This window comes from Microbacterium sp. KUDC0406, from assembly GCF_021582875.1.
Taxonomy (GTDB): domain Bacteria; phylum Actinomycetota; class Actinomycetes; order Actinomycetales; family Microbacteriaceae; genus Microbacterium.
Window position 1 is genome coordinate 3,151,766 of record NZ_CP091138.1, and the last position, 18,749, is coordinate 3,170,514.

At 68.0% G+C, this 18,749-nt stretch carries 11 protein-coding genes and 2 pseudogenes; 10 read left to right on the forward strand and 3 right to left on the reverse strand.

All coding sequences use genetic code 11. From position 1 onward, the window contains the following. Positions 1 to 2 precede the first annotated feature (2 nt). A complete protein-coding gene (pucL, locus tag L2X99_RS15545) occupies positions 3 to 896 on the forward strand; it encodes a factor-independent urate hydroxylase (RefSeq protein ID WP_236125964.1) in 894 nt (297 codons plus the stop codon). A gap of 117 nt (positions 897 to 1,013) precedes the next feature. Further along, positions 1,014 to 2,539: pseudogene (locus L2X99_RS15550) on the forward strand (nucleobase:cation symporter-2 family protein). 218 nt (positions 2,540 to 2,757) lie between these two features. On the opposite strand, the gene L2X99_RS15555 reads toward L2X99_RS15550, so the two are convergent. After that, positions 2,758 to 3,519, reverse strand: coding sequence for an SDR family oxidoreductase (locus tag L2X99_RS15555; RefSeq protein ID WP_236125963.1), 762 nt, complete (start codon positions 3,517 to 3,519; stop codon positions 2,758 to 2,760). 27 nt (positions 3,520 to 3,546) lie between these two features. On the opposite strand from L2X99_RS15555, the gene aceE reads away from it, so the two are divergent. Next, complete coding sequence (gene aceE, locus L2X99_RS15560; protein WP_236125962.1) at positions 3,547 to 6,270, forward strand: pyruvate dehydrogenase (acetyl-transferring), homodimeric type; 2,724 nt, start codon at positions 3,547 to 3,549, stop codon at positions 6,268 to 6,270. A gap of 366 nt (positions 6,271 to 6,636) precedes the next feature. On the opposite strand, the gene L2X99_RS15565 is transcribed toward aceE, so the two are convergent. Then, positions 6,637 to 7,407, reverse strand: coding sequence for an IclR family transcriptional regulator (locus L2X99_RS15565; protein ID WP_236125961.1), 771 nt, complete (start codon positions 7,405 to 7,407; stop codon positions 6,637 to 6,639). Positions 7,408 to 7,562: 155 nt separating this feature from the next. Here L2X99_RS15565 and L2X99_RS15570 point away from each other — a divergent pair, with 155 nt between their 5' ends. The 3 genes and pseudogenes from L2X99_RS15570 to L2X99_RS15580 all read left to right on the forward strand — a co-directional run bounded on the left by L2X99_RS15570 (position 7,563) and on the right by L2X99_RS15580 (position 11,035). Then, on the forward strand, positions 7,563 to 8,954 hold the full coding sequence (locus L2X99_RS15570) for an NAD-dependent malic enzyme (RefSeq protein WP_236125960.1): 1,392 nt from the start codon (positions 7,563 to 7,565) through the stop codon (positions 8,952 to 8,954). Between the two features lie 5 nt (positions 8,955 to 8,959). Then, positions 8,960 to 10,229, forward strand: a pseudogene (locus tag L2X99_RS15575) (DUF6986 family protein). After that, positions 10,226 to 11,035, forward strand: a complete 810-nt coding sequence (locus L2X99_RS15580; protein ID WP_236125958.1) for a bifunctional allantoicase/(S)-ureidoglycine aminohydrolase — start codon at positions 10,226 to 10,228, stop codon at positions 11,033 to 11,035. The pseudogene L2X99_RS15575 and the gene L2X99_RS15580 overlap by 4 nt, the downstream one beginning before the upstream one ends. An 848-nt stretch (positions 11,036 to 11,883) precedes the next feature. Here L2X99_RS15580 and L2X99_RS15585 read toward each other — a convergent pair. Beyond that, positions 11,884 to 12,630, reverse strand: coding sequence for a restriction endonuclease (locus L2X99_RS15585; protein ID WP_236125956.1), 747 nt, complete (start codon positions 12,628 to 12,630; stop codon positions 11,884 to 11,886). A 1,263-nt stretch (positions 12,631 to 13,893) separates the two neighbouring features. Between L2X99_RS15585 and L2X99_RS15590 the strand changes: the two genes are divergently transcribed. From L2X99_RS15590 to L2X99_RS15605, 4 genes are read left to right on the forward strand one after another with little or no spacing between them, the layout of a single operon-like run. Next, positions 13,894 to 14,691, forward strand: a complete 798-nt coding sequence (locus tag L2X99_RS15590; RefSeq protein WP_236135367.1) for a hydroxypyruvate isomerase family protein — start codon at positions 13,894 to 13,896, stop codon at positions 14,689 to 14,691. Between the two features lie 30 nt (positions 14,692 to 14,721). Further along, positions 14,722 to 15,600, forward strand: a complete 879-nt coding sequence (locus L2X99_RS15595) for a 2-hydroxy-3-oxopropionate reductase (RefSeq protein WP_236135368.1) — start codon at positions 14,722 to 14,724, stop codon at positions 15,598 to 15,600. A gap of 35 nt (positions 15,601 to 15,635) precedes the next feature. Next, positions 15,636 to 17,438: a glyoxylate carboligase gene (gcl, locus tag L2X99_RS15600; RefSeq protein ID WP_236125954.1), complete on the forward strand. Its 1,803-nt coding sequence runs from the start codon at positions 15,636 to 15,638 to the stop codon at positions 17,436 to 17,438. 2 nt (positions 17,439 to 17,440) lie between these two features. Beyond that, positions 17,441 to 18,559 carry a glycerate kinase gene (locus L2X99_RS15605; protein ID WP_236135369.1) on the forward strand — a complete coding sequence of 373 codons (1,119 nt, stop codon included), beginning with the start codon at positions 17,441 to 17,443 and terminating at the stop codon, positions 18,557 to 18,559. Positions 18,560 to 18,749 lie beyond the last annotated feature (190 nt).

The following is an 18,749-nucleotide window of genomic DNA, read 5'->3' on the forward strand; positions in this document are numbered from 1 at the left end:
AGATGACTGAAATCATTCTGGGCAAGAACCAGTACGGCAAGGCCGAGGTGCGGGTCGTCCGCATCACCCGCGACACCGATCGCCACGAGATCGAGGACCTCAACGTCACCTCGCAGCTGCGCGGCGACTTCGAGGCCGTGCACTTCGAGGGCGACAACGCGCACTGCGTGCCGACCGACACGCAGAAGAACACGGTCTACGCCTTCGCCAAGGACGGCATCGGCAGCCCGGAGCAGTTCCTGCTCCGCCTCGGGCGTCACTTCACCGGCGAGTTCGACTGGGTGACCGGCGGTCGCTGGGAGGCCGAGCAGTACACCTGGCAGCGCATCGAGGGCGAGAACGGTCCGCACGACCACTCGTTCGTCCGCGGCGGCACCGAGACCCGCACCTCTGTCGTGCAGATCGACGGCGACGACACGGTCGTCATCGCCGGGCTGCAGGACCTCACGGTCCTCAAGTCCACGCAGAGCGGCTTCGTCGGCTACCCGAAGGACAGGTACACCACCCTGCCCGAGACCGAGGACCGCATCCTCGCCACCTCGGTGACGGCCAAGTGGCGCTACAACCGCAACGACATCGACTTCAACGAGGTCTTCGCCGACGTGCGTCGCCGGCTGCTCGCGGGCTTCTCGAAGAACTACTCCTACGCGCTGCAGCACACGCTGAAGGAGATGGCGGAGGCTGTTCTCGAGGCGCACCCCGAGATCGACGAGATCCGCTTCTCGACCCCGAACAGCCACCACTTCGTCGTCGACCTGTCGCCGTTCGGCCTGGAGAACCCCAACGAGGTGTTCTTCGCCGCCGACCGCCCCTACGGCCTGATCGAGGCGGCCTTCCTGCGCGAGGGCGCCGACACCGACCACTGGTCGTGGGACGGCATCGCCGGCTTCTGCTGATCCTCGGCTGAGCACAAGGGGTCCGTCTCTGACGGGACGGACCCCTGGCTGCCGCATACCCGAAACCATCCATCACGCCCACCCCGAACAGCGGGTCACCGGACAAGGAGGTCCACCATGACTGCTGCACGCAGTTCAGCCAAGAGCAAGACCACGACAGAATCCGACCGCCCGGAGGACGAGAAGCTGAGCGTCGGCTCGGCCTTCACCTACGGGCTCCAGCACGTGCTGACCATGTACGGCGGCATCATCGCCCCGCCGCTCATCGTCGGCAGCGCCGCGGGCGTCGACCCCGCCATGATCGGCGTCCTGATCGCCGCCTGCCTCTTCGTCGGCGGTCTTGCGACGCTGCTGCAGACGCTCGGCCTGAAGCTCGGCTTCAGCGTCCCGCTTTTCGGCTCCCAGTTGCCGCTGGTGCAGGGCGTGTCGTTCGCAGGAGTCGCGACCATGCTCGCGATCGTGAACGGCAACAAGGCGACCGGGCTCACCGACATCTTCGGCGCGGTGATCATCGCCGGCCTCATGGGCCTGGTGATCGCGCCGTTCTTCGCGCAGATCGTGCGGTTCTTCCCGCGGTCGTCACCGGCGTGGTGATCACCACCATCGGTCTGTCGCTGATGCCGGTGGCAGGCAAGTGGATCACGGGCCAGAACCCCGAGGCGGAGGGCTGGGCCGATCCGGTCAACATCGGCATCGCCGCCTTCACCCTCGCCGTCATCATGCTGCTGAGCAAGGTCGGCAACGCCTTCATCTCGCGGCTGTCGATCCTCATCGCGATGATCGTCGGCACGGTGTTCGCGGTCATCATCGGCCGCGCCGACTTCTCGAAGGTGCTCGACGGCCCGGTCTTCGCCTTCCCGACTCCCTTCGCGTTCGGCGTGCCGACGTTCAACATCGCCGCCATCGTCTCGATGTTCATCGTGGTGCTGGTGATCCTCACCGAGACAACAGCCGACATCCTGGCCGTCGCTGAGATCACCGGCTCGAAGGTGGACCGCAAGCGCATCGCCGCAGGCCTGCGCGCCGACATGGTCTCGACCGCCGTCGCCCCGATCTTCAACTCGTTCACGCAGAGCGCGTTCGCCCAGAATGTGGGCCTGGTGGCGGTCACCAAGATCAAGAGCCGCTACGCGGTCGCCGCCGGCGGCGTCGTGCTGATCGTCCTCGGCCTGTTCCCGGTGCTCGGCCGCATCGTCGCCGCGATGCCCACCGCGGTGCTCGGCGGCGCCGGCATCGTGCTGTTCGGAACGGTCACCGCGTCCGGCATCCGCACGCTGGCGAAGGTCAAGTACGACGGCAACATGAACCTCATCATCGTGGCCACCTCGATCTCGGTCGGTGTGCTGCCCGAGGTGGTCCCCGGCATCTACTCGAACTTCCCGAGCTGGTTCCAGGTGATCTTCAACTCGGGCATCAGCTCGGCGGCGGTGATGGCGATCACCCTGAACCTCATCTTCAACCACTTCTCGAAGGGCACCCCGCAGAACCCGTCGGTCTTCGGCGCCGCTCCGGTCCGCTCGGTCAAGACCGATGTCATCCGGGTGCTGAAGGAGGGCGACCGCGTGCAGGGCGGCAGGCTCGTCGACGCGGACGGCAAGCACGTGCCGGTGCTCGACGACGAGGTCGATTCGTCGCGCCACTGACGCAGGGCGGGGCCGTCACCGGCCCCGTCCCGACAGACGCAGAAGGGGAGCGGGGTCCGCACGGCCGACGGCCTGGCGGACCCCGCTCTGCTCTTGACAGAGTCGCTGCTCAGGGCGCACACTGGTTTACGCATGATGAAAGGTTTCTTTCATATGATGAAAGAAGATGGAAGATCGGGTGAGGAGGTCCGTCGATGACCGGCTCGCCGCTCTGCGGATCAGCCCCGGCCTCCGTACGGCATCCCCGCCGCAGTCACCACCAGCTCGGCGATGTTCGCCTCCGGTGGCAGCTGCGCCATGAAGACCACCGCCCTGGCGGCGTCGGCGACGTCGAAGGTCGGCTCAACCAGGCGCGAGCCGTCGGGCTGCAGCGCTCCGGAACCCACGCCGATCTCGGTCATGATGCTCGTGGCCGCGTTGCCGATGTCGATCTGACCGCACGAGATGCCGTCCGCGCGGCCGTCCAGGTCGATGGACCTCGTCAGCCCGGTGATGGCATGCTTGCTCACCGAGTAGGCGACCGACTGCGGGCGGGGCACGCGCGCCGAGATCGAGCCGTTGTTGATGATGCGTCCGCCCCGCGGCTGCTGCGCCCGCATCACGCGCATCGCTGCACGGGCGCAGAGCAGCGCGCCGGTCACGTTCACCTCGAGCGTCGCGCGCCAGTCATCCGGTTCGACGTCGGCGGCGGATGCCGCCGGGCCGAACGCTCCGGCGTTGTTGAACAGCACGTCCACACGGCCCCATTCGGCCACGACGGCGGCGAATGCGGCATCCACGTCGGCGTCAGACGTCACGTCGGCCGGCAGCACCAGCATCCGCTCCCGATCCTGCGCGGTCTCGTGCAGGGCCGCCTCGCGGCGCCCCAGCAGAGCGACCCGGAATCCGGCGTCGTGCAGGGCGTGCGCGGTCGCCCGGCCGATCCCCGAACCCGCTCCGGTCACCACGGCGATGCGTCCGTCCACGCTCTGACTTTCCATTCCTACATCTAACAAGAAAGGCCGACCATGTATGCAGATCGCAGCACCGGCGCACTCGGCTCCGACACCACGGACCACGACCCCGAAGAGACCGCCGAATGGCTCGAGTCGCTCGATGCGCTGATCGCGCAGCGCGGTTCGGACAGGGGCGAGTACATCGTCCGCGAACTGGTCGATCGCGCCGGAATCGCCGCACCCGCTACCGGGCCGGCCGAGCCGAGCGCCACCACGGACTACGTCAACACCATCCCGGCATCCGCCGAGCCGGAATACCCCGGCGACGAAGACCTGGAGCGGCGCTACCGCGCCTGGATGCGGTGGAACGCCGCCGTGCTGGTGCATCGCGCGCAGCGCCCGGGCATCGGCGTCGGCGGGCACATCTCCACCTACGCCGGTGCCGCGACCCTCTACGAGGTCGGCTTCAACCACTTCTTCCGCGGCAAGGACCACCCGGGCGGCGGCGACCAGGTCTTCTTCCAGGGCCACGCCTCTCCGGGCATGTACGCCCGCGCCTTCATGGAGGGGCGTCTCAGCGAGGAGGACCTCGACGGCTTCCGGCAGGAGAAGTCCCGCGAGGGACACGCGCTGAGCTCGTACCCGCACCCGCGCCTGATGCCGGAGTTCTGGGAGTTCCCGACCGTGTCGATGGGCATCGGCCCGATGAACGCGATCTACCAGGCGCAGAACAACCGCTACCTGCTGGGTCGCGGCCTGAAGGACACCTCCGACCAGCACGTCTGGGCGTTCCTCGGCGACGGCGAGATGGACGAGCCGGAGAGCCGCGGTCTGCTGCAGCTCGCCGCCAACGACGGCCTCGACAACCTCACCTTCGTCGTGAACTGCAACCTGCAGCGCCTGGACGGTCCGGTGCGCGGAAACGGCAAGATCATCCAGGAGCTCGAGGGCTTCTTCCGCGGCGCGGGCTGGAACGTCATCAAGGTGGTCTGGGGGCGCGAGTGGGATTCGCTTCTCGAGGCGGACGCCGAGGGCGCCCTGCTCGACATCATGAACACCACTCGCGACGGCGACTACCAGACGTACAAGGCCGAGTCGGGCGGGTTCATCCGGGAGAACTTCTTCGGCCGCGACCCCCGTGCGCGCGCGCTCGTCGAGAATCTCACCGACGACGAGATCTGGGGGCTGAAGCGCGGCGGTCACGACTACCACAAGGTCTTCGCGGCCTACCAGCAGTCGCTCGCGCACAACGGCAGGCCCACCGTCATCCTGGTGAAGACCGTGAAGGGCTACGGTCTCGGCCCGCACTTCGAGGCGCGCAACGCGACGCACCAGATGAAGAAGCTCACCCTGCAGGACCTCAAGGACTTCCGCGACCATCTGCGCGTGCCGATCAGCGACGCGCAGCTCGAGGAGAATCCGTACCTGCCGCCGTACTACCACCCCGGCCAGGATGCTCCGGAGATCCAGTACCTGCAGGAGCGGCGCCGTGCTCTCGGCGGCTACCTGCCCGAGCGCCGGCCGAACGCGTCCGGCGAGATCGCCCTGCCCGACGCGAAGGCGTACGAGGTCGCGGCGCGCGGCTCCGGCAAGCAGCAGGCGGCCACCACGATGGCCTTCGTGCGCGTGCTGAAGGACCTCATGCGCGACAAGGAGTTCGGCAAGCGCATCGTGCCGATCATCCCCGACGAGGCGCGCACGTTCGGCATGGACGCGTTCTTCCCGACCGCGAAGATCTACAACCCGAACGGCCAGAACTACCTCGCCGTCGACCGCGAGATCGTGCTGTCGTACAAGGAGTCCGAGGCGGGCCAGATCCTGCACATCGGCATCAACGAGGCGGGGTCCATCGCCGCGTTCACCGCCGCCGGCACCAGCTACGCCACGCACGGCGTGCCGCTGATCCCGGTGTACGTCTTCTACTCGATGTTCGGCTTCCAGCGCACCGGCGACTCGCTGTGGGCGGCGGCCGACCAGATGACACGCGGATTCCTCATCTCGGCCACCGCCGGGCGCACCACGCTCACCGGCGAGGGCCTGCAGCACGCCGACGGCCACTCGCCGCTGCTGGCGGCGACCAACCCGGCCGTGGTGACCTACGACCCGGCGTTCGGCTACGAGATCGGCCACATCATGCGCGCCGGCCTGGAGCGGATGTACGGACCGGACTCCACCGACCGCAACCACATCTACAACCTGATGGTCTACAACGAGCCGATCGTGCAGCCGGCCGAGCCCGAGGGCGTCGATGTCGAGGGCATCCTCGGCGGCATCCACCGGATCGCCCCGGCGGCCGCGCCGAAGGCGCACCTGCTGGCATCCGGCATCGGCGTCACCTGGGCGCAGGAGGCGCAGCAGCTGCTGCGCGACGACTGGGGCGTCGAGGCGGACATCTGGTCGGTCACCTCGTGGACCGAACTGCGCCGCGACGCGGTCGCCGCGGAGGAGCAGGAGTTCCTCGGACAGGGCTCGCGGGTGCCGTTCATCCAGCAGCAGCTCGCCGATGCGCACGGCCCGATCGTCGCGGTCAGCGACTACGCGAAGGACTGGGCCGACTCCGTGCGGCAGTTCGTGCCGAACGACTGGGCGACCCTCGGCGCCGACGGCTTCGGCTTCTCGGACACCCGTGCCGCCGCCCGCCGGTTCTTCAAGATCGACGGTCCGTCGGTCGTGGTGCGCACGCTGCAGCTGCTCGCGAAGCGCGGCGAGGTGGATGCTGCGCTGCCGGCGCAGGCCGCGGAGAAGTACCGCCTGCTCGACGTGAACGCCGGCAGCAGCGGTTCCGACGCGGAGTGACGCCCACCGGTGGTCACTTCCCGGTCGTTGAGCGGAGCGACGCAGGAGCGAAGACGAAACGCGCTGCGTCCGCCAGGAGCGTCACGGCGTTTCGTCTCGCTCCGCTCGCTCAACGACCCGGCGGGTAGGGTGTCTCGCTCCGGTCGTTGGGCGAGGGAGCCTGCGACCGAGACGAAGCGCTTTCAGCTGACCTGAAGACGTTTCGTCTCGCTCCGCTCGCTCAACGACCCGGCGGGTAGGGTTTCTCGCTCCGGTCGTTGGGCGAGGGAGCCTGCGACCGAGACGAAACGCTCTCACCTGACCTGAAGGCGTCTCGTCTCGCTTCGCTCGCTCAACGACCCGCGGGGTGGGGCGTCGTATCGGCCTTCAGGCCGCGAGGTCGGCCGAGATGGCCTCGGCGGCGGAGCGCAGCAGGGGGATGGCGCGCGAAGCGAACTCCTCGGTGACGCGCGAGATCGGGCCCGACACCGACACGGCGGTCAGCGTCGGAGCATCCGGCACGGCCATCGCGTAGCAGCGCACGCCGATCTCCTGCTCCTGCTCGTCGATCGAGTATCCGCGCTCGCGGATGCGGTCGAGCTCGGCGATCAGGTCCTCGACCGTGCCGATGCTGAACTCGGTGGGCGTCGCCATGCCGGTGCGGCCGACGATGCCGCGGACAGTGTCGTTCGGCAGCTGCGCGAGGATCGCCTTGCCCACGCCGGTGTCGTGCACGTTGGCGCGGCGGCCCACCTCGGTGAACATGCGCATCGAGTGCTGGGACTGCACCTGCGCCACGTAGACGACCATGTCGCCGTCGAGCACCGCCATGTTGGCGCTCTCGCCGAGCTGGTCGACGAGGCTCTTCAGCTGCGGGCGCGCGAGCGCGCCGAACTGGCGGGCGGCGCCCTCGCCGATGCGGATCAGCCGCGGCCCGAGCGCGTAGCGCCGGTTGGGCAGCTGGCGGGCGTAGCCGAGCGCGACGAGCGTGCGCAGCAGGCGGTGGATGGTGGGGAGTGGCAGGTCGGTCGACGCGGAGAGTTCGCTGAGGGTGACGTCGCCGCCGGCATCCGTTATGAGCTCGAGCAACTCGAAGACGCGCTCTACGGACTGGACTCCGGACGCCGAGCTCTTGGCGGGCTTCGTCGCATCGACCATGGTCACTCCTCAGTATTCGTCTTGTAATTCCATCATGCGAAAGGTCTATGCCGGAAATTCGCGCGCGGTTCGGTATACCACTTGCATAAAACTTTCGCTAAGTAGATAATAGTCTCCACGATACGAAAATCAACAGCCCTCGAAGGGGAGGCATCATGGCGAACCCGGGTCCTGGCAACTCGATCACCCTGCGCATCGACGCGCCGTCCAACTTCAGCGTGACCAGTGAGCTCGCGGCGACCGCCGCTGCCGCGGGTGCTGTCATCACCGCGCTCGACGTCGTCGAATCGCACCCGACGACCATCGTCGTCGACCTGACCTGCAACACCGTCGACGAGGCCCACGCGGAGAGCATCCGCGACGCGGTCCAGGCTCTCGAGGGCGTGCATGTCCGTCAGGTCAGCGACCGCACCTTCCTGATGCACCTCGGCGGCAAGCTCGAAGTGGTCCCCAGCGTTCCGCTGCGCAACCGCGACGATCTGTCCCGCGCCTACACCCCGGGCGTCGCCCGCGTCTGCATGGCGATCGCCGAGGACAAGAGCAAGGCCCGCAAGCTCACCGTCAAGCGCAACACCATCGCCGTGGTCACCGACGGCTCGGCCGTGCTCGGTCTGGGCAACATCGGCCCCGAGGCCGCACTGCCCGTCATGGAGGGCAAGGCCGCCCTGTTCAAGCAGTTCGCCAACGTCGACGCCTGGCCGGTCTGCCTGGACACCCAGGACACCGAGGAGATCATCAAGATCGTCAAGGCGATCGCCCCGGTCTACGGCGGCGTGAACCTCGAGGACATCGCCGCCCCGCGCTGCTTCGAGATCGAGGCCCGCCTGCGCGACGAGCTCGACATCCCCGTCTTCCACGACGACCAGCACGGCACCGCGATCGTCACCCTGGCGGCGCTGCACAACGCGCTGAAGGTGGTCGACAAGAAGATCGAGGATGTCCGCATCGTCCTCTCCGGTGTCGGCGCAGCCGGCAACGCCATCGCCCAGCTGCTGCTCGAGCAGGGCGCCGTCGACATCGTCGCCTGCGGCCGCAACGGCGCGATCAACCGCGACGACGAGTACACCGACGCGCACCGCATCGAGCTCGCCGCGACCACCAACCCGCGGGGCTTCAAGGGCACTCTGAAGGAGGCCGTCGTCGGCGCCGACGTGTTCATCGGCGTCAGCGCCCCGAACGTGCTCGACGAGGCGGACATCGCCGCGATGGCGGACGACGCGATCGTGTTCGCGATGGCCAACCCGACCCCCGAGGTCGACCCGGTCATCGCCTCCAAGCACGCAGCCGTCGTGGCCACCGGTCGCAGCGACTTCCCGAACCAGATCAACAACGTGCTGGCGTTCCCCGGCTTCTTCCGCGGTCTGCTCGACGCGGGCGTGTCCGACATCACGCCGCCTATGCTGGTCGCAGCCGCCGAGGCGATCGCGAGCCGCGTCGACGATGAGGAGCGCAACGCCAGCTTCATCATCCCCAGCGTGTTCGACCCCGAGGTGGCGGGCGCCGTCGCCGAGGCGATCGTGCGTGTCGTCAAGGCCGGCAAGGAGTGAACGATTTGACCGTCAACGGAACCCTCGGCGAGCAGGACCTCGCAGACGTCGACACCGCACTCAGCGGCACCGACACGCTGCTCGCGACCGAGTACCCCGGCGATGACGGTTCGCGTCAGCCCGTGCACACGCTGTACGTGCCGGCCGACCGCTTCACCCCGGAGCTGACCGCACAGCTCGGAACGGATGCCGCGGATGCTGCATCCGCGTTCGGCGGCGTCGCCGCACTGGCCGAGGCCGTCGGTCTCGGCCACCTCGCGGGCGAGCTCGCCCCGCTGGTCGAGGCGAAGCTCGCGAACGAGCCGGTCGAGGACCTGCGCCTCGACTTCGAGGACGGCTACGGCGCACGCCCCGACGACGAGGAGGACGCCGACGCGGTCCTCGCTGCGGAGCGGGTCTCACAGGCGGTCGCCGCCGGTGTCGCGCCGCCGTTCATCGGCATCCGGTTCAAGTGCTTCGAGGCGCCGACCCGGCGCCGCCGGCATCCGCACTCTCGACCTGTTCCTGACCACGCTTGTTCGACGCGGCGGCCTGCCGGACGGTCTCGTCCTGACGCTGCCGAAGGTCACGACGATCGAGCAGGTCGAGGCGATGGTCTCGCTCTGCGAGATCTTCGAGGAGCGGCTCGGCCTTCCCGCCGGGCGCCTGCGCTTCGAGGTGCAGATGGAGACCCCGCAGCTCATCGTCGCCGCGGACGGCACCGTGCCGGTCGCGACCCTGCTGCACCGGTCGAACGGCCGCGTCACCGCGCTGCACTACGGCACCTACGACTACAGCGCCTCGCTGCAGATCGCCGCGGCGTACCAGTCCATGGAGCACCCGGCCGCCGACTACGCCAAGCAGGTCATGCAGGTCGCGGTCGCCGAGACCGGTGTCCGCCTCTCCGACGGGTCGACCAACGTCATCCCCGTCGGCGAGAACGCGGAGGATGCCTGGAAGCTGCATGCCCGCCTGGTGCGGCGCTCGCTCGAGCGCGGCTACTACCAGGGCTGGGACCTGCACGCCGCGCAGCTGCCCACCCGGTATCTCGCGACCTACGCGTTCTACCGCGAGGGCTTCGCCGCCGCCGCCAAGCGCCTGGACAACTATCTGCACGGCAGCGACGCGACGATCATGGATGAACCTGCCACCGCCCGCGCTCTGGCGCGGTTCGTGGTGCGCGGCGCCGAATGCGGCGCGATCACCGAAGACGAGGTGCGGTCCGCGACGGGTGCTGAGCCCGCCGAACTCGTCCGCCTCGCTTACCCGAAGCTCGCAGCCAAGGAGAACGCATGAGCTATTACACCCCCGCCGGCGGCCTGCCCCCGCAGACCGACCTGCTCACCGACCGCGCGATCGTCAAGCTGGCCTACACGGTCATCCCGAAGGGCGTGCTGCGCGACATCGTCACCAGCAGCCTGCCCGGCTTCACGAACACCCGCGCCTGGATCATCGCCAAGCCGACCCCGAGCTCCGCGATGACCTTCTCGCAGCTGATCGTCGAGATCGCCCCCGGCGGCGGGGCCGAGAAGCCCGAGGTCGAGGCCGGCGTCGAGGGCGTGGTGTTCGTCACCACCGGTCGCCTGACTCTGACCCTCGAGGGTGAGGAGCACATGCTCGAGGAGGGCGGCTACGCCTTCCTCGCGCCCGGCGCGAACTGGTCGCTCAAGAACGAGGGCGACGAGATCACCAGCTTCCACTGGATCCGCAAGGCCTACGAGTGGATCGACGGCGTCGATGCTCCGGCATCCTTCGTCACCCGCGATCAGGACGTCGAACCGACCCCCATGGTCGGCACCGACGCCTGGCTGACCACCCGCTTCGCCGACTCGAACGACATGGCGCACGACATGCAGGTGAACATCGTCACCTTCAAGCCGGGCGGCTCGATCCCGTTCGCCGAGACGCACGTCATGGAGCACGGCCTGTTCGTGCTCGAGGGCAAGGCCGTCTACCGCCTCAACGACGACTGGGTCGAGGTCGAGGCCGGCGACTACATGCTGCTCCGCGCGTTCTGCCCGCAGGCCTGCTACGCCGGCGGCCCCGGCGACTTCCGCTACCTGCTGTACAAGGACATGAACCGCCAGATCAAGCTGACCTGAGTTCAGGTTCTCGTGTCGAACGCCGTCCGCCGTGCTGGTGGGCGGCGTTCGTCGTCTTCGAGTGGAGGATGCTCGGATGCGACCGTCGGGGTACACTCGATGCAGCCCGCCCCCGCTGGGGAAGGGAAGTAAAAGCCGGGACTCCCGCCCCTCTGGACGGGACCCGGCTTTCGCGTGTCTAGAGGTCGATGCGGTCGACGGTCAGCGACGGATTGAGGATGTCGAACCAATCAGTGCGTCCGCTGCTCAGGTGTTCGCCTACGGCGCCGAGCACTTGATCGGCGATCCAGAGCATTGGCTCGGCGTTGGGCCCACTGGGCCTGCCGTGCTCGATGCGCAGCCCGTTCGGAAGTGCGTGCTTGCCGCCGGAGAGCGTCGACCGTACGGAGATCTCGTTTCATCAGCTGGAGTGGACGCGCTTCAAGCGTGAGCAGCCGCACGCCCAAGTCGTCCAAGTGCCAGGCAAGTCGTTCCAGGCAGAGTGCCCGCGCGCGTTCCTGTCGTCTCGGGTCCACAGGCGCTGCGACGACGACGATGTGGAAGGCGTCGAAGCCCGCGATCCGTGTGATCGCCTCGCGTCGCGACCGATCTTCCTGATCGCGCCAATGAAGCTTCGGTCCGCGGCGGGGAGCCCGAGCATTTCCTTGCGCATCTCATCGCTTTCGGACGCATCAGCGACGACGGCGCCCAAGAGATACGACGGTCGGTCGACCCGGACCGTGCGCATGCTCTCATCGCCCCACGCCTGCAGCATCGTTCACCGCTCCCGCGATCCGCTCGTCGGATCGGGGAGCGGGTATGGACCCGTAGCCGGTTGAGCGGGAGCGTAGACGTGTGCATTCATCTGCTCAGATAAGGAGACCGGTTCTGAGCAGTGCCTCAGCGTTCTGATTCGAGGCCGTGACCTCGCCCGTCTCCGGCTTGAACTGGAACAGTGACATTCCGACGGCGTCGGCGAAAGACTCCGCCTGAGCCGGGAAACCGCCGGAACAAAAGAAGAGCAAGCGCGGCGCTTCGCTGAGCACCGCGGCCGCTCCTACGAGTTCGCGGATCTCGGCGATCGCAGCCGGAGATGAATAGAGCTTGACTTGTGCGACATAACCTGTGGCGACTATGTCGATCCCGCCGTCTCCCGACACCGGCGTGGTGGTGGCATCCGCCGCGCCCATGTGAATCATCCAGTCGCAAATCCAGCGTTCGGCTCCCGCGGGTGAGATGCCGTACGGCTGGGGTGCTGGGGCTGGGTGCAGGCCTTGCCACTCCTCGAGGGAATGGTCAGTTCCCGGGAGGGCTTCAGTCGCATCCCGTCGGGCGAGTTCTTCCGCTACTTCGGTTCGGTACTTTTGCTCGGTTGCGTACGCTTCGGCGACGCCGTCGAGGAAGTCAGGAATGGAGACTTCGTCCCACCCAGTGCTGTCGAATGGGATTTGGCCCTTTGCTTCTTCGAGTGCCTGGTCCATGGCGATGTTGAAAAGGACAGTTCGGATCACCTGGGATGTCGGCCGTGCTGGGAGTCCTTCGTCATCGGTGAAATCCCACCCGCCGCTGGTGAGATCGATGGAGTTCGCGAGCGTCAGGCAGATGCTGTCGAGCATGGCGACGATGGCGCTCGGGATCTCAGTGCCACCGTTCGCGACCCAAAGGTCAGCGAGTCCGGTGCCAACCGCGTGTACCAGAGTAAGGACATCGGCTCGCGTCTCGGGGGAAACCCGACTTCGTCGAGTCGAACCAGCAGGTACTGGCCTGAATACGGAGGCATCCCAGCGCTCTGTCTCGACTGGTCGTCTTTCGCGGCCAAGTAGGCGTCCGCAGTCTCGGTCAAGAACGAGGCTGATGAGAAGTCAGCCCAACCCTGCCCATCGAAAGGGATTGCGCCGGCCGCGATCTCAAGGGCATCATCGATCGCCGTGTCGAGCAGGACCGACTGAATAGACGATCTCGCAGGGCGCTGCGGGAGACCCTTGCCGTCGACGTAGTCCCAGTCGCCACGAGCGAGGTCTAGTTCATCTGCAACCGCAGCACAGACATTCTCGATCACTTCGGTGACTATGGGGGCAACACTGGCCCACCGCTTCTGATCCAGAAGCTAGAGAGAGTCGCGGAGAGGGCTCGCACGAGGTAAAAGACGTCAGACTTGGACGCTGTCGGCGACACTGTGGCCACTTGTTCCAAGAGGAATGCTCCTGAGTATGGAGGTTCTCCATACTTCTTCCGTTTCAGGTCCTCGGCATGGTGTCGTGCCTCGAGAGCGGTTTGAAGCTCAGAGCGGCGATGTTCCGCTGCCTCGGCGTGGTCGGCCGCCCGGCGCGCTGCGTCTTCGTCGCGCAGCCGTCGCGACCGAGAGATCAACTCCTCGTAGACCTGGATCTGGAGCTCGTCATCATCCAACCCAGTGAGGCGATACTCGGTGCGCAACGTTGCAGCGACCGTAGCGGTGCGGTGCTGAGCGAGTTCTATGACGTCGGTCGTGAGGCCGGTGTTAGGACGCCAGATCGACGCTACTTCGGCCGCGGCCTGGTCCATGGACGAGTTGACCGCGGGCGGAAGAGGAAACGTGAGCACGCGTTCATGATGGCACGACGGTCCGACACCGTACGACGTGTCGGAATCGGCGCATTACTGCCGTAGGCGGGCTGGCGCGCGGGAACAGGACGTCTCGCGAGAACAGGACAGATCCCGGGCATCCGTCCTGTTCTCGCACGTTGTCCTGTTCTCGGTGAACGGATGCCGGGGATCGGATGTCGCAGCCGTTGACATCCCGGGCATCCGCGCGTACTATTTCATACAACAGAACTTTTCTTCCATAATCCGAAATCAGGATCAGGAAGACGAACCGCGAACGAATCAAGGGTGATCACATGAGCTACACCGTCAACGCCTCGATCCTGCTGACCGATCTGCCGGTGAACGAGCGTCCGGCTGCCGTCAAGGCCGCCGGCTTCGACGCCGTCGAGTTCTGGTGGCCCTTCTCGACCGCCGTCCCGGCGGCATCCGAGGTCGACGCCTTCGTGACCGCGATCCAGGACGCCGGCGTGCAGCTCACCGGCCTGAACTTCTTCGCGGGCGACATGCCTGCCGGCGACCGCGGGCTGGTTTCGTGGGTCGGCCGCGAGGACGAGTTCCGCGCGAACGTCGACGTCGTCGTCGCGATCGGCGAACGCACCGGCACCAAGGCCTTCAACGCCCTGTACGGCCTGCGCCAGGAGGGCGTGTCCGAGCAGGAGCAGGACGACCTTGCCGTCGAGAACCTCGCGATCGCCGGGCGCGCCGTCGCCGAGCTGGGCGGCATCGTGCTGCTCGAGCCCGTCTCCGGCGCCGACGCCTATCCGCTGAAGACCGCCGCCGACGCGCTGGCGATCATCGAGCGCGTCAAGAACGAGCAGGGCGTCGACAACGTGAAGCTGCTCGCCGACTTCTACCACCTGGCCGTCAACGGCGACGACGTCGCCGCCGTGATCGCCGGCCACGCCGCCGAGTTCGGTCACATCCAGATCGCGGATGCTCCGGGCCTCGGCGAGCCCGGCACCGGCGACCTGCCGATCGCGCAGTGGATCGCCGACGCGCAGGCCGGCGGCTACCAGGGCGTCATCGGCCTGGAGTACAAGGCCACGCAGGCCGACCCGTTCGCCTGGACCGCGGTCACCGCGCAGGCCTGATCCCATCACTTTCCGCGAAGGAGCGAAGACATGACCAACATCGCATTCATCGGACTCGGCATCATGGGCCTGCCGATGGCCAAGAACCTCGTGAACGCCGGCTTCGACGTGACCGGCTTCAACCGCAGCCAGGAGGCGATCGACAAGCTCGTCGCCGCCGGCGGCAAGGGCGCCACCAGCATCGCCGACGCGGTCAAGGACGCCGACGTCATCGTCACGATGGTCCCGGACTCGCCGGATGTCGCGGGCGTCGTGCAGGGCCCGGACGGCGTGTTCGCCAACGCCAAGGCCGGTGCACTGTGGATCGACAACTCGTCGATCCGGCCGGACGTCGCCAAGGAGCTCGCCGAGGAGGCCGTGGCCGCCGGCTTCGGCGCCGTCGACGCCCCCGTCTCGGGTGGCGAGCAGGGGGCCATCGACGGCGTCCTCTCGATCATGACCGGTGGTTCGCCCGAGGACTTCGCCAAGGCGGAGCCCGTGCTGAACGCGGTCGGAAAGACCATCGTGCACGTCGGCCCTGCCGGTGCGGGCCAGACCGTCAAGGCCGCCAACCAGCTCATCGTCGCCGTCAACATCCAGGCGCTCAGCGAGGCCATCCTCTTTCTCGAGGCCTACGGCGTCGACACGGATGCCGCACTCAAGGTGCTCGGCGGGGGACTGGCGGGCTCGAAGGTGCTCGACCAGAAGGGTCAGAAGATCCTCGACCGTGACTTCACCCCCGGCTTCCGCCTGGCCCTGCACAACAAGGACCTGGGCATCGTCACCGCCGCCGCACGACAGGCCGGCATCTCCGTTCCGCTCGGCTCGGCCGTCGCGCAGCTGGTCACCTCGCTCGTCGCCCGCGGCGACGGCGGGCTCGACCACTCCGGTCTGTTCAAGCTCACCGCCGAGCTCTCCGGTCGCGAATAAGCGCGATCTCCAGCACACTTTCTAAGGACACGAAAATGACTCGCATGCGCGCAGTGGACGCCATCGTCCAGATCCTGATCAAGGAGGGGGCCGACGAGGCCTTCGGCCTGCCGGGCGCCGCCATCAACCCGCTCTACTCCGCGATGCGCGCCAACGGCGGCATCCGGCACACCCTGGCCCGCCACGTCGAGGGCGCCTCGCACATGGCCGACGGATACAGCCGTACCGGCGACGGCCGCATCGGCGTCTGCCTCGGCACTTCCGGCCCCGCCGGCACCGACATGATCACCGGCCTCTACGCCGCGATCGCCGACTCCATCCCGATGCTGTGCATCACCGGCCAGGCGCCGGTGGCGAAGCTCGACAAGGAGGACTTCCAGGCCGTCGACATCGCGTCGATCGCGAAGCCGGTGACGAAGTTCGCGAAGACCGTGCTCGAGGGCGCGCAGGTCCCCGGCGTCTTCCAGAGCGCGTTCCAGATCATGCGCTCCGGCCGCCCGGGCCCGGTGCTGATCGACCTGCCGTTCGACGTGCAGATGACCGAGATCGAGTTCGACATCGACACCTACGAGCCGCTTCCGGTGGTGGGGCCCACCGCGACCCGCGCGCAGGCCGAGAAGGTGCTCGACATGCTGACCGCGTCGAAGCACCCGGTGATCATCGCCGGTGGCGGCATCGTGAACTCCGGAGCATCCGACAAGCTCGTCGAGCTGGCCGAGACCCTCGGCGTGCCCGTGGTCCCCACCCTGATGGGCTGGGGTGCCATCGCCGACGACCACCCGCTGGCGGCCGGCCTGGTCGGCATCCAGACCTCGCAGCGCTACGGCAACGCGAGCTTTCTGGAGAGCGACTTCGTGCTGGGCATCGGCAACCGCTGGGCCAACCGCCACACCGGCGGCCTGGACACCTACCGCAAGGGCCGCACCTTCGTGCACGTCGACATCGAGCCCACCCAGATCGGCCGCGTGTTCGCGCCCGACTACGGTGTGGTCTCCGACGCCGGCGCGTTCATCGACGCGCTGCTCGAGGCCGCTCGCGATCGCGTCGCCGAACTGCCCGACTACAACGGCTGGGCACAGGAGTGCCGCGACCGCAAGGCGCGCCTGCAGCGCAAGACCAACTTCGACGACGTGCCGATGAAGCCGCACCGCGTCTACCAGGAGATGCTGTCGGCGTTCGACCGCGACACCACCTTCGTGACCACGATCGGCCTGTCGCAGATCGCGGGTGCGCAGCTGCTGCACGTCTACGGCCCCCGCAAGTGGATCAACGCCGGTCAGGCCGGCCCGCTGGGCTGGACCGGCCCCGCAGCCCTCGGCGTCGTACGCGGCAAGCCGGGCGAGCAGGTCGTCGCGCTCTCGGGCGACTACGACTTCCAGTTCATGATCGAGGAGCTCGCCGTGGGCGCGCAGCACAAGCTGCCGTACATCCACGTCGTGGTGAACAACAGCTACCTGGGCCTGATCCGTCAGTCGCAGCGCGGCTTCGAGATGGACTACGAGGTGTCGCTGGCGTTCGACAACGTCAACACCCCGCAGGACTCGTCCTCGATCGCCACGGGCTACGGCGTCGACCACGTCAAGGTGGCCGAGGGCCTGGGCTGCAAGGCGATCCGCGTCGAGCGTCCTGAGGACCTCGCCGCCGGCTTCGCCGAGGCCGAGCGACTGAAGGACGAGTTCCAGGTGCCGGTGGTCGTCGAGGTCATCCTCGAGCGCGTCACCAACATCGCGATGGGTGCCGACCTCGACACCATGAACGAGTTCGAAGACCTGGCGACGACTGCGCAGGACGCCCCGCGGCGATCTACGCGCTGCTCGACTGACCCCGGCCTGCTCTGATCATGCGCATTCTCATCGCGTCCGACAAGTTCAAGGGATCCGCGACGGGGGCCGAGGTCGCCGCCGCTCTCAGGGACGGGATCCGGTCGGTTCGTGAGGATGCCGTGATCGAGCAGGTGCCGGTCGCCGACGGCGGCGAGGGGACGGTCGACGCTGCCCTCGCCGCCGGATTCACGGCGGATGCCGCAGAGGTGACGGGGCCCGTGGGGGACCCCGTCACCGCGCGGTTCGCAGTCCGCGGCCGGCAGGCCATCATCGAGATGGCCGCGGCGAGTGGACTGGATGTCCTCCCGGGCGGTGTGCGCGCCGCCCGGGCGGCCACCAGCCGTGGCACCGGAGACCTGATCCGCGCCGCGCTGGACCGCGGCTGCATCTCGATCGTGCTGGGCATCGGCGGCAGCGCCAACACCGACGGCGGCGCGGGGATGCTGCAGGCGCTCGGCGTCTCGCTGACGGATGCCTCGGGGAGGAGCTTTCCGGCGGTGGCGCGGCGCTCGCATCCCTGGCGACGGTGGACGTCTCGGGTCTGGACCCGACGGATCGCAGAGGCCGAGATCGTGCTGGCCAGCGACGTGGACAACCCGCTGCTCGGTGAGCGCGGCGCCGCCGCGATCTTCGGCCCGCAGAAGGGGGCATCCGTCGCGGATGTCGCCGAGCTGGATGCCGCACTCGCGCACTTCGCCGAGCTGCTCGAGCAGCAGCCGGGCGTGCGGCCGTCGATCTCCGCTGCGGGGTCGGGTGCCGCCGGCGGCGTCGGCTATGCGGCGCTCGCCGTGCTCGGCGCCCGGCGGGAGCCCGGCGTCGAGGTCGTGCAGCGTCTGACGGGTCTCGCCGACCGCGTGGTCGGCGCCGACCTCGTGATCACCGGCGAGGGCAGCCTGGACGACCAGAGCCTCGGCGGGAAGACGCCGCTGGGCGTGGCCGCCGTCGCCCGCGCGGCGGGCGTGCCCGTCATCGCGGTGTGCGGCCGGTCGACCCTGGATGCCGGGGCCGTGGCATCCGCCGGTTTCGCACGCGTCTACGCGCTGAGCGAGATCGAGCCGGATTCCGCGAAGAGCATCGCGAACGCGAAGAGCCTGCTGGTCGACGTCGGGCGCAGGATCGCCGCCGACCTCTTCTGACGCTGACTCGGCGGGGCGGGGACAACGGCGTCCGCCTCCCGTCGTCCTCATCTGCGCCGCCCGGTCGTTGAGCGAGCGAGGTACGAGCGAGACGAAACGTCGTGACGTGTCTCGCGAGCTTGTGGACGCGTTTCGTCTCGCTGCGCTCGCTCAACGACCGAGGGAGGCGTGACCATCCCGGTCGTTGAGC

Bases quoted from the DNA above. Each gene is read 5' to 3' on its own strand.
- L2X99_RS15565 (WP_236125961.1), bottom strand. From the start codon at position 7,407: ATGGTCGATGCGACGAAGCCCGCCAAGAGCTCGGCGTCCGGAGTCCAG.
- L2X99_RS15570 (WP_236125960.1), top strand. From the start codon at position 7,563: ATGGCGAACCCGGGTCCTGGCAACTCGATCACCCTGCGCATCGACGCG.
- L2X99_RS15595 (WP_236135368.1), top strand. From the start codon at position 14,722: ATGACCAACATCGCATTCATCGGACTCGGCATCATGGGCCTGCCGATG.
- gcl (WP_236125954.1), top strand. From the start codon at position 15,636: ATGACTCGCATGCGCGCAGTGGACGCCATCGTCCAGATCCTGATCAAG.
- L2X99_RS15590 (WP_236135367.1), top strand. From the start codon at position 13,894: ATGAGCTACACCGTCAACGCCTCGATCCTGCTGACCGATCTGCCGGTG.
- L2X99_RS15585 (WP_236125956.1), bottom strand. From the start codon at position 12,630: ATGCTCGACAGCATCTGCCTGACGCTCGCGAACTCCATCGATCTCACC.
- aceE (WP_236125962.1), top strand. From the start codon at position 3,547: ATGTATGCAGATCGCAGCACCGGCGCACTCGGCTCCGACACCACGGAC.
- L2X99_RS15555 (WP_236125963.1), bottom strand. From the start codon at position 3,519: ATGGAAAGTCAGAGCGTGGACGGACGCATCGCCGTGGTGACCGGAGCG.
- pucL (WP_236125964.1), top strand. From the start codon at position 3: ATGACTGAAATCATTCTGGGCAAGAACCAGTACGGCAAGGCCGAGGTG.
- L2X99_RS15580 (WP_236125958.1), top strand. From the start codon at position 10,226: ATGAGCTATTACACCCCCGCCGGCGGCCTGCCCCCGCAGACCGACCTG.
- L2X99_RS15605 (WP_236135369.1), top strand. From the start codon at position 17,441: ATGCGCATTCTCATCGCGTCCGACAAGTTCAAGGGATCCGCGACGGGG.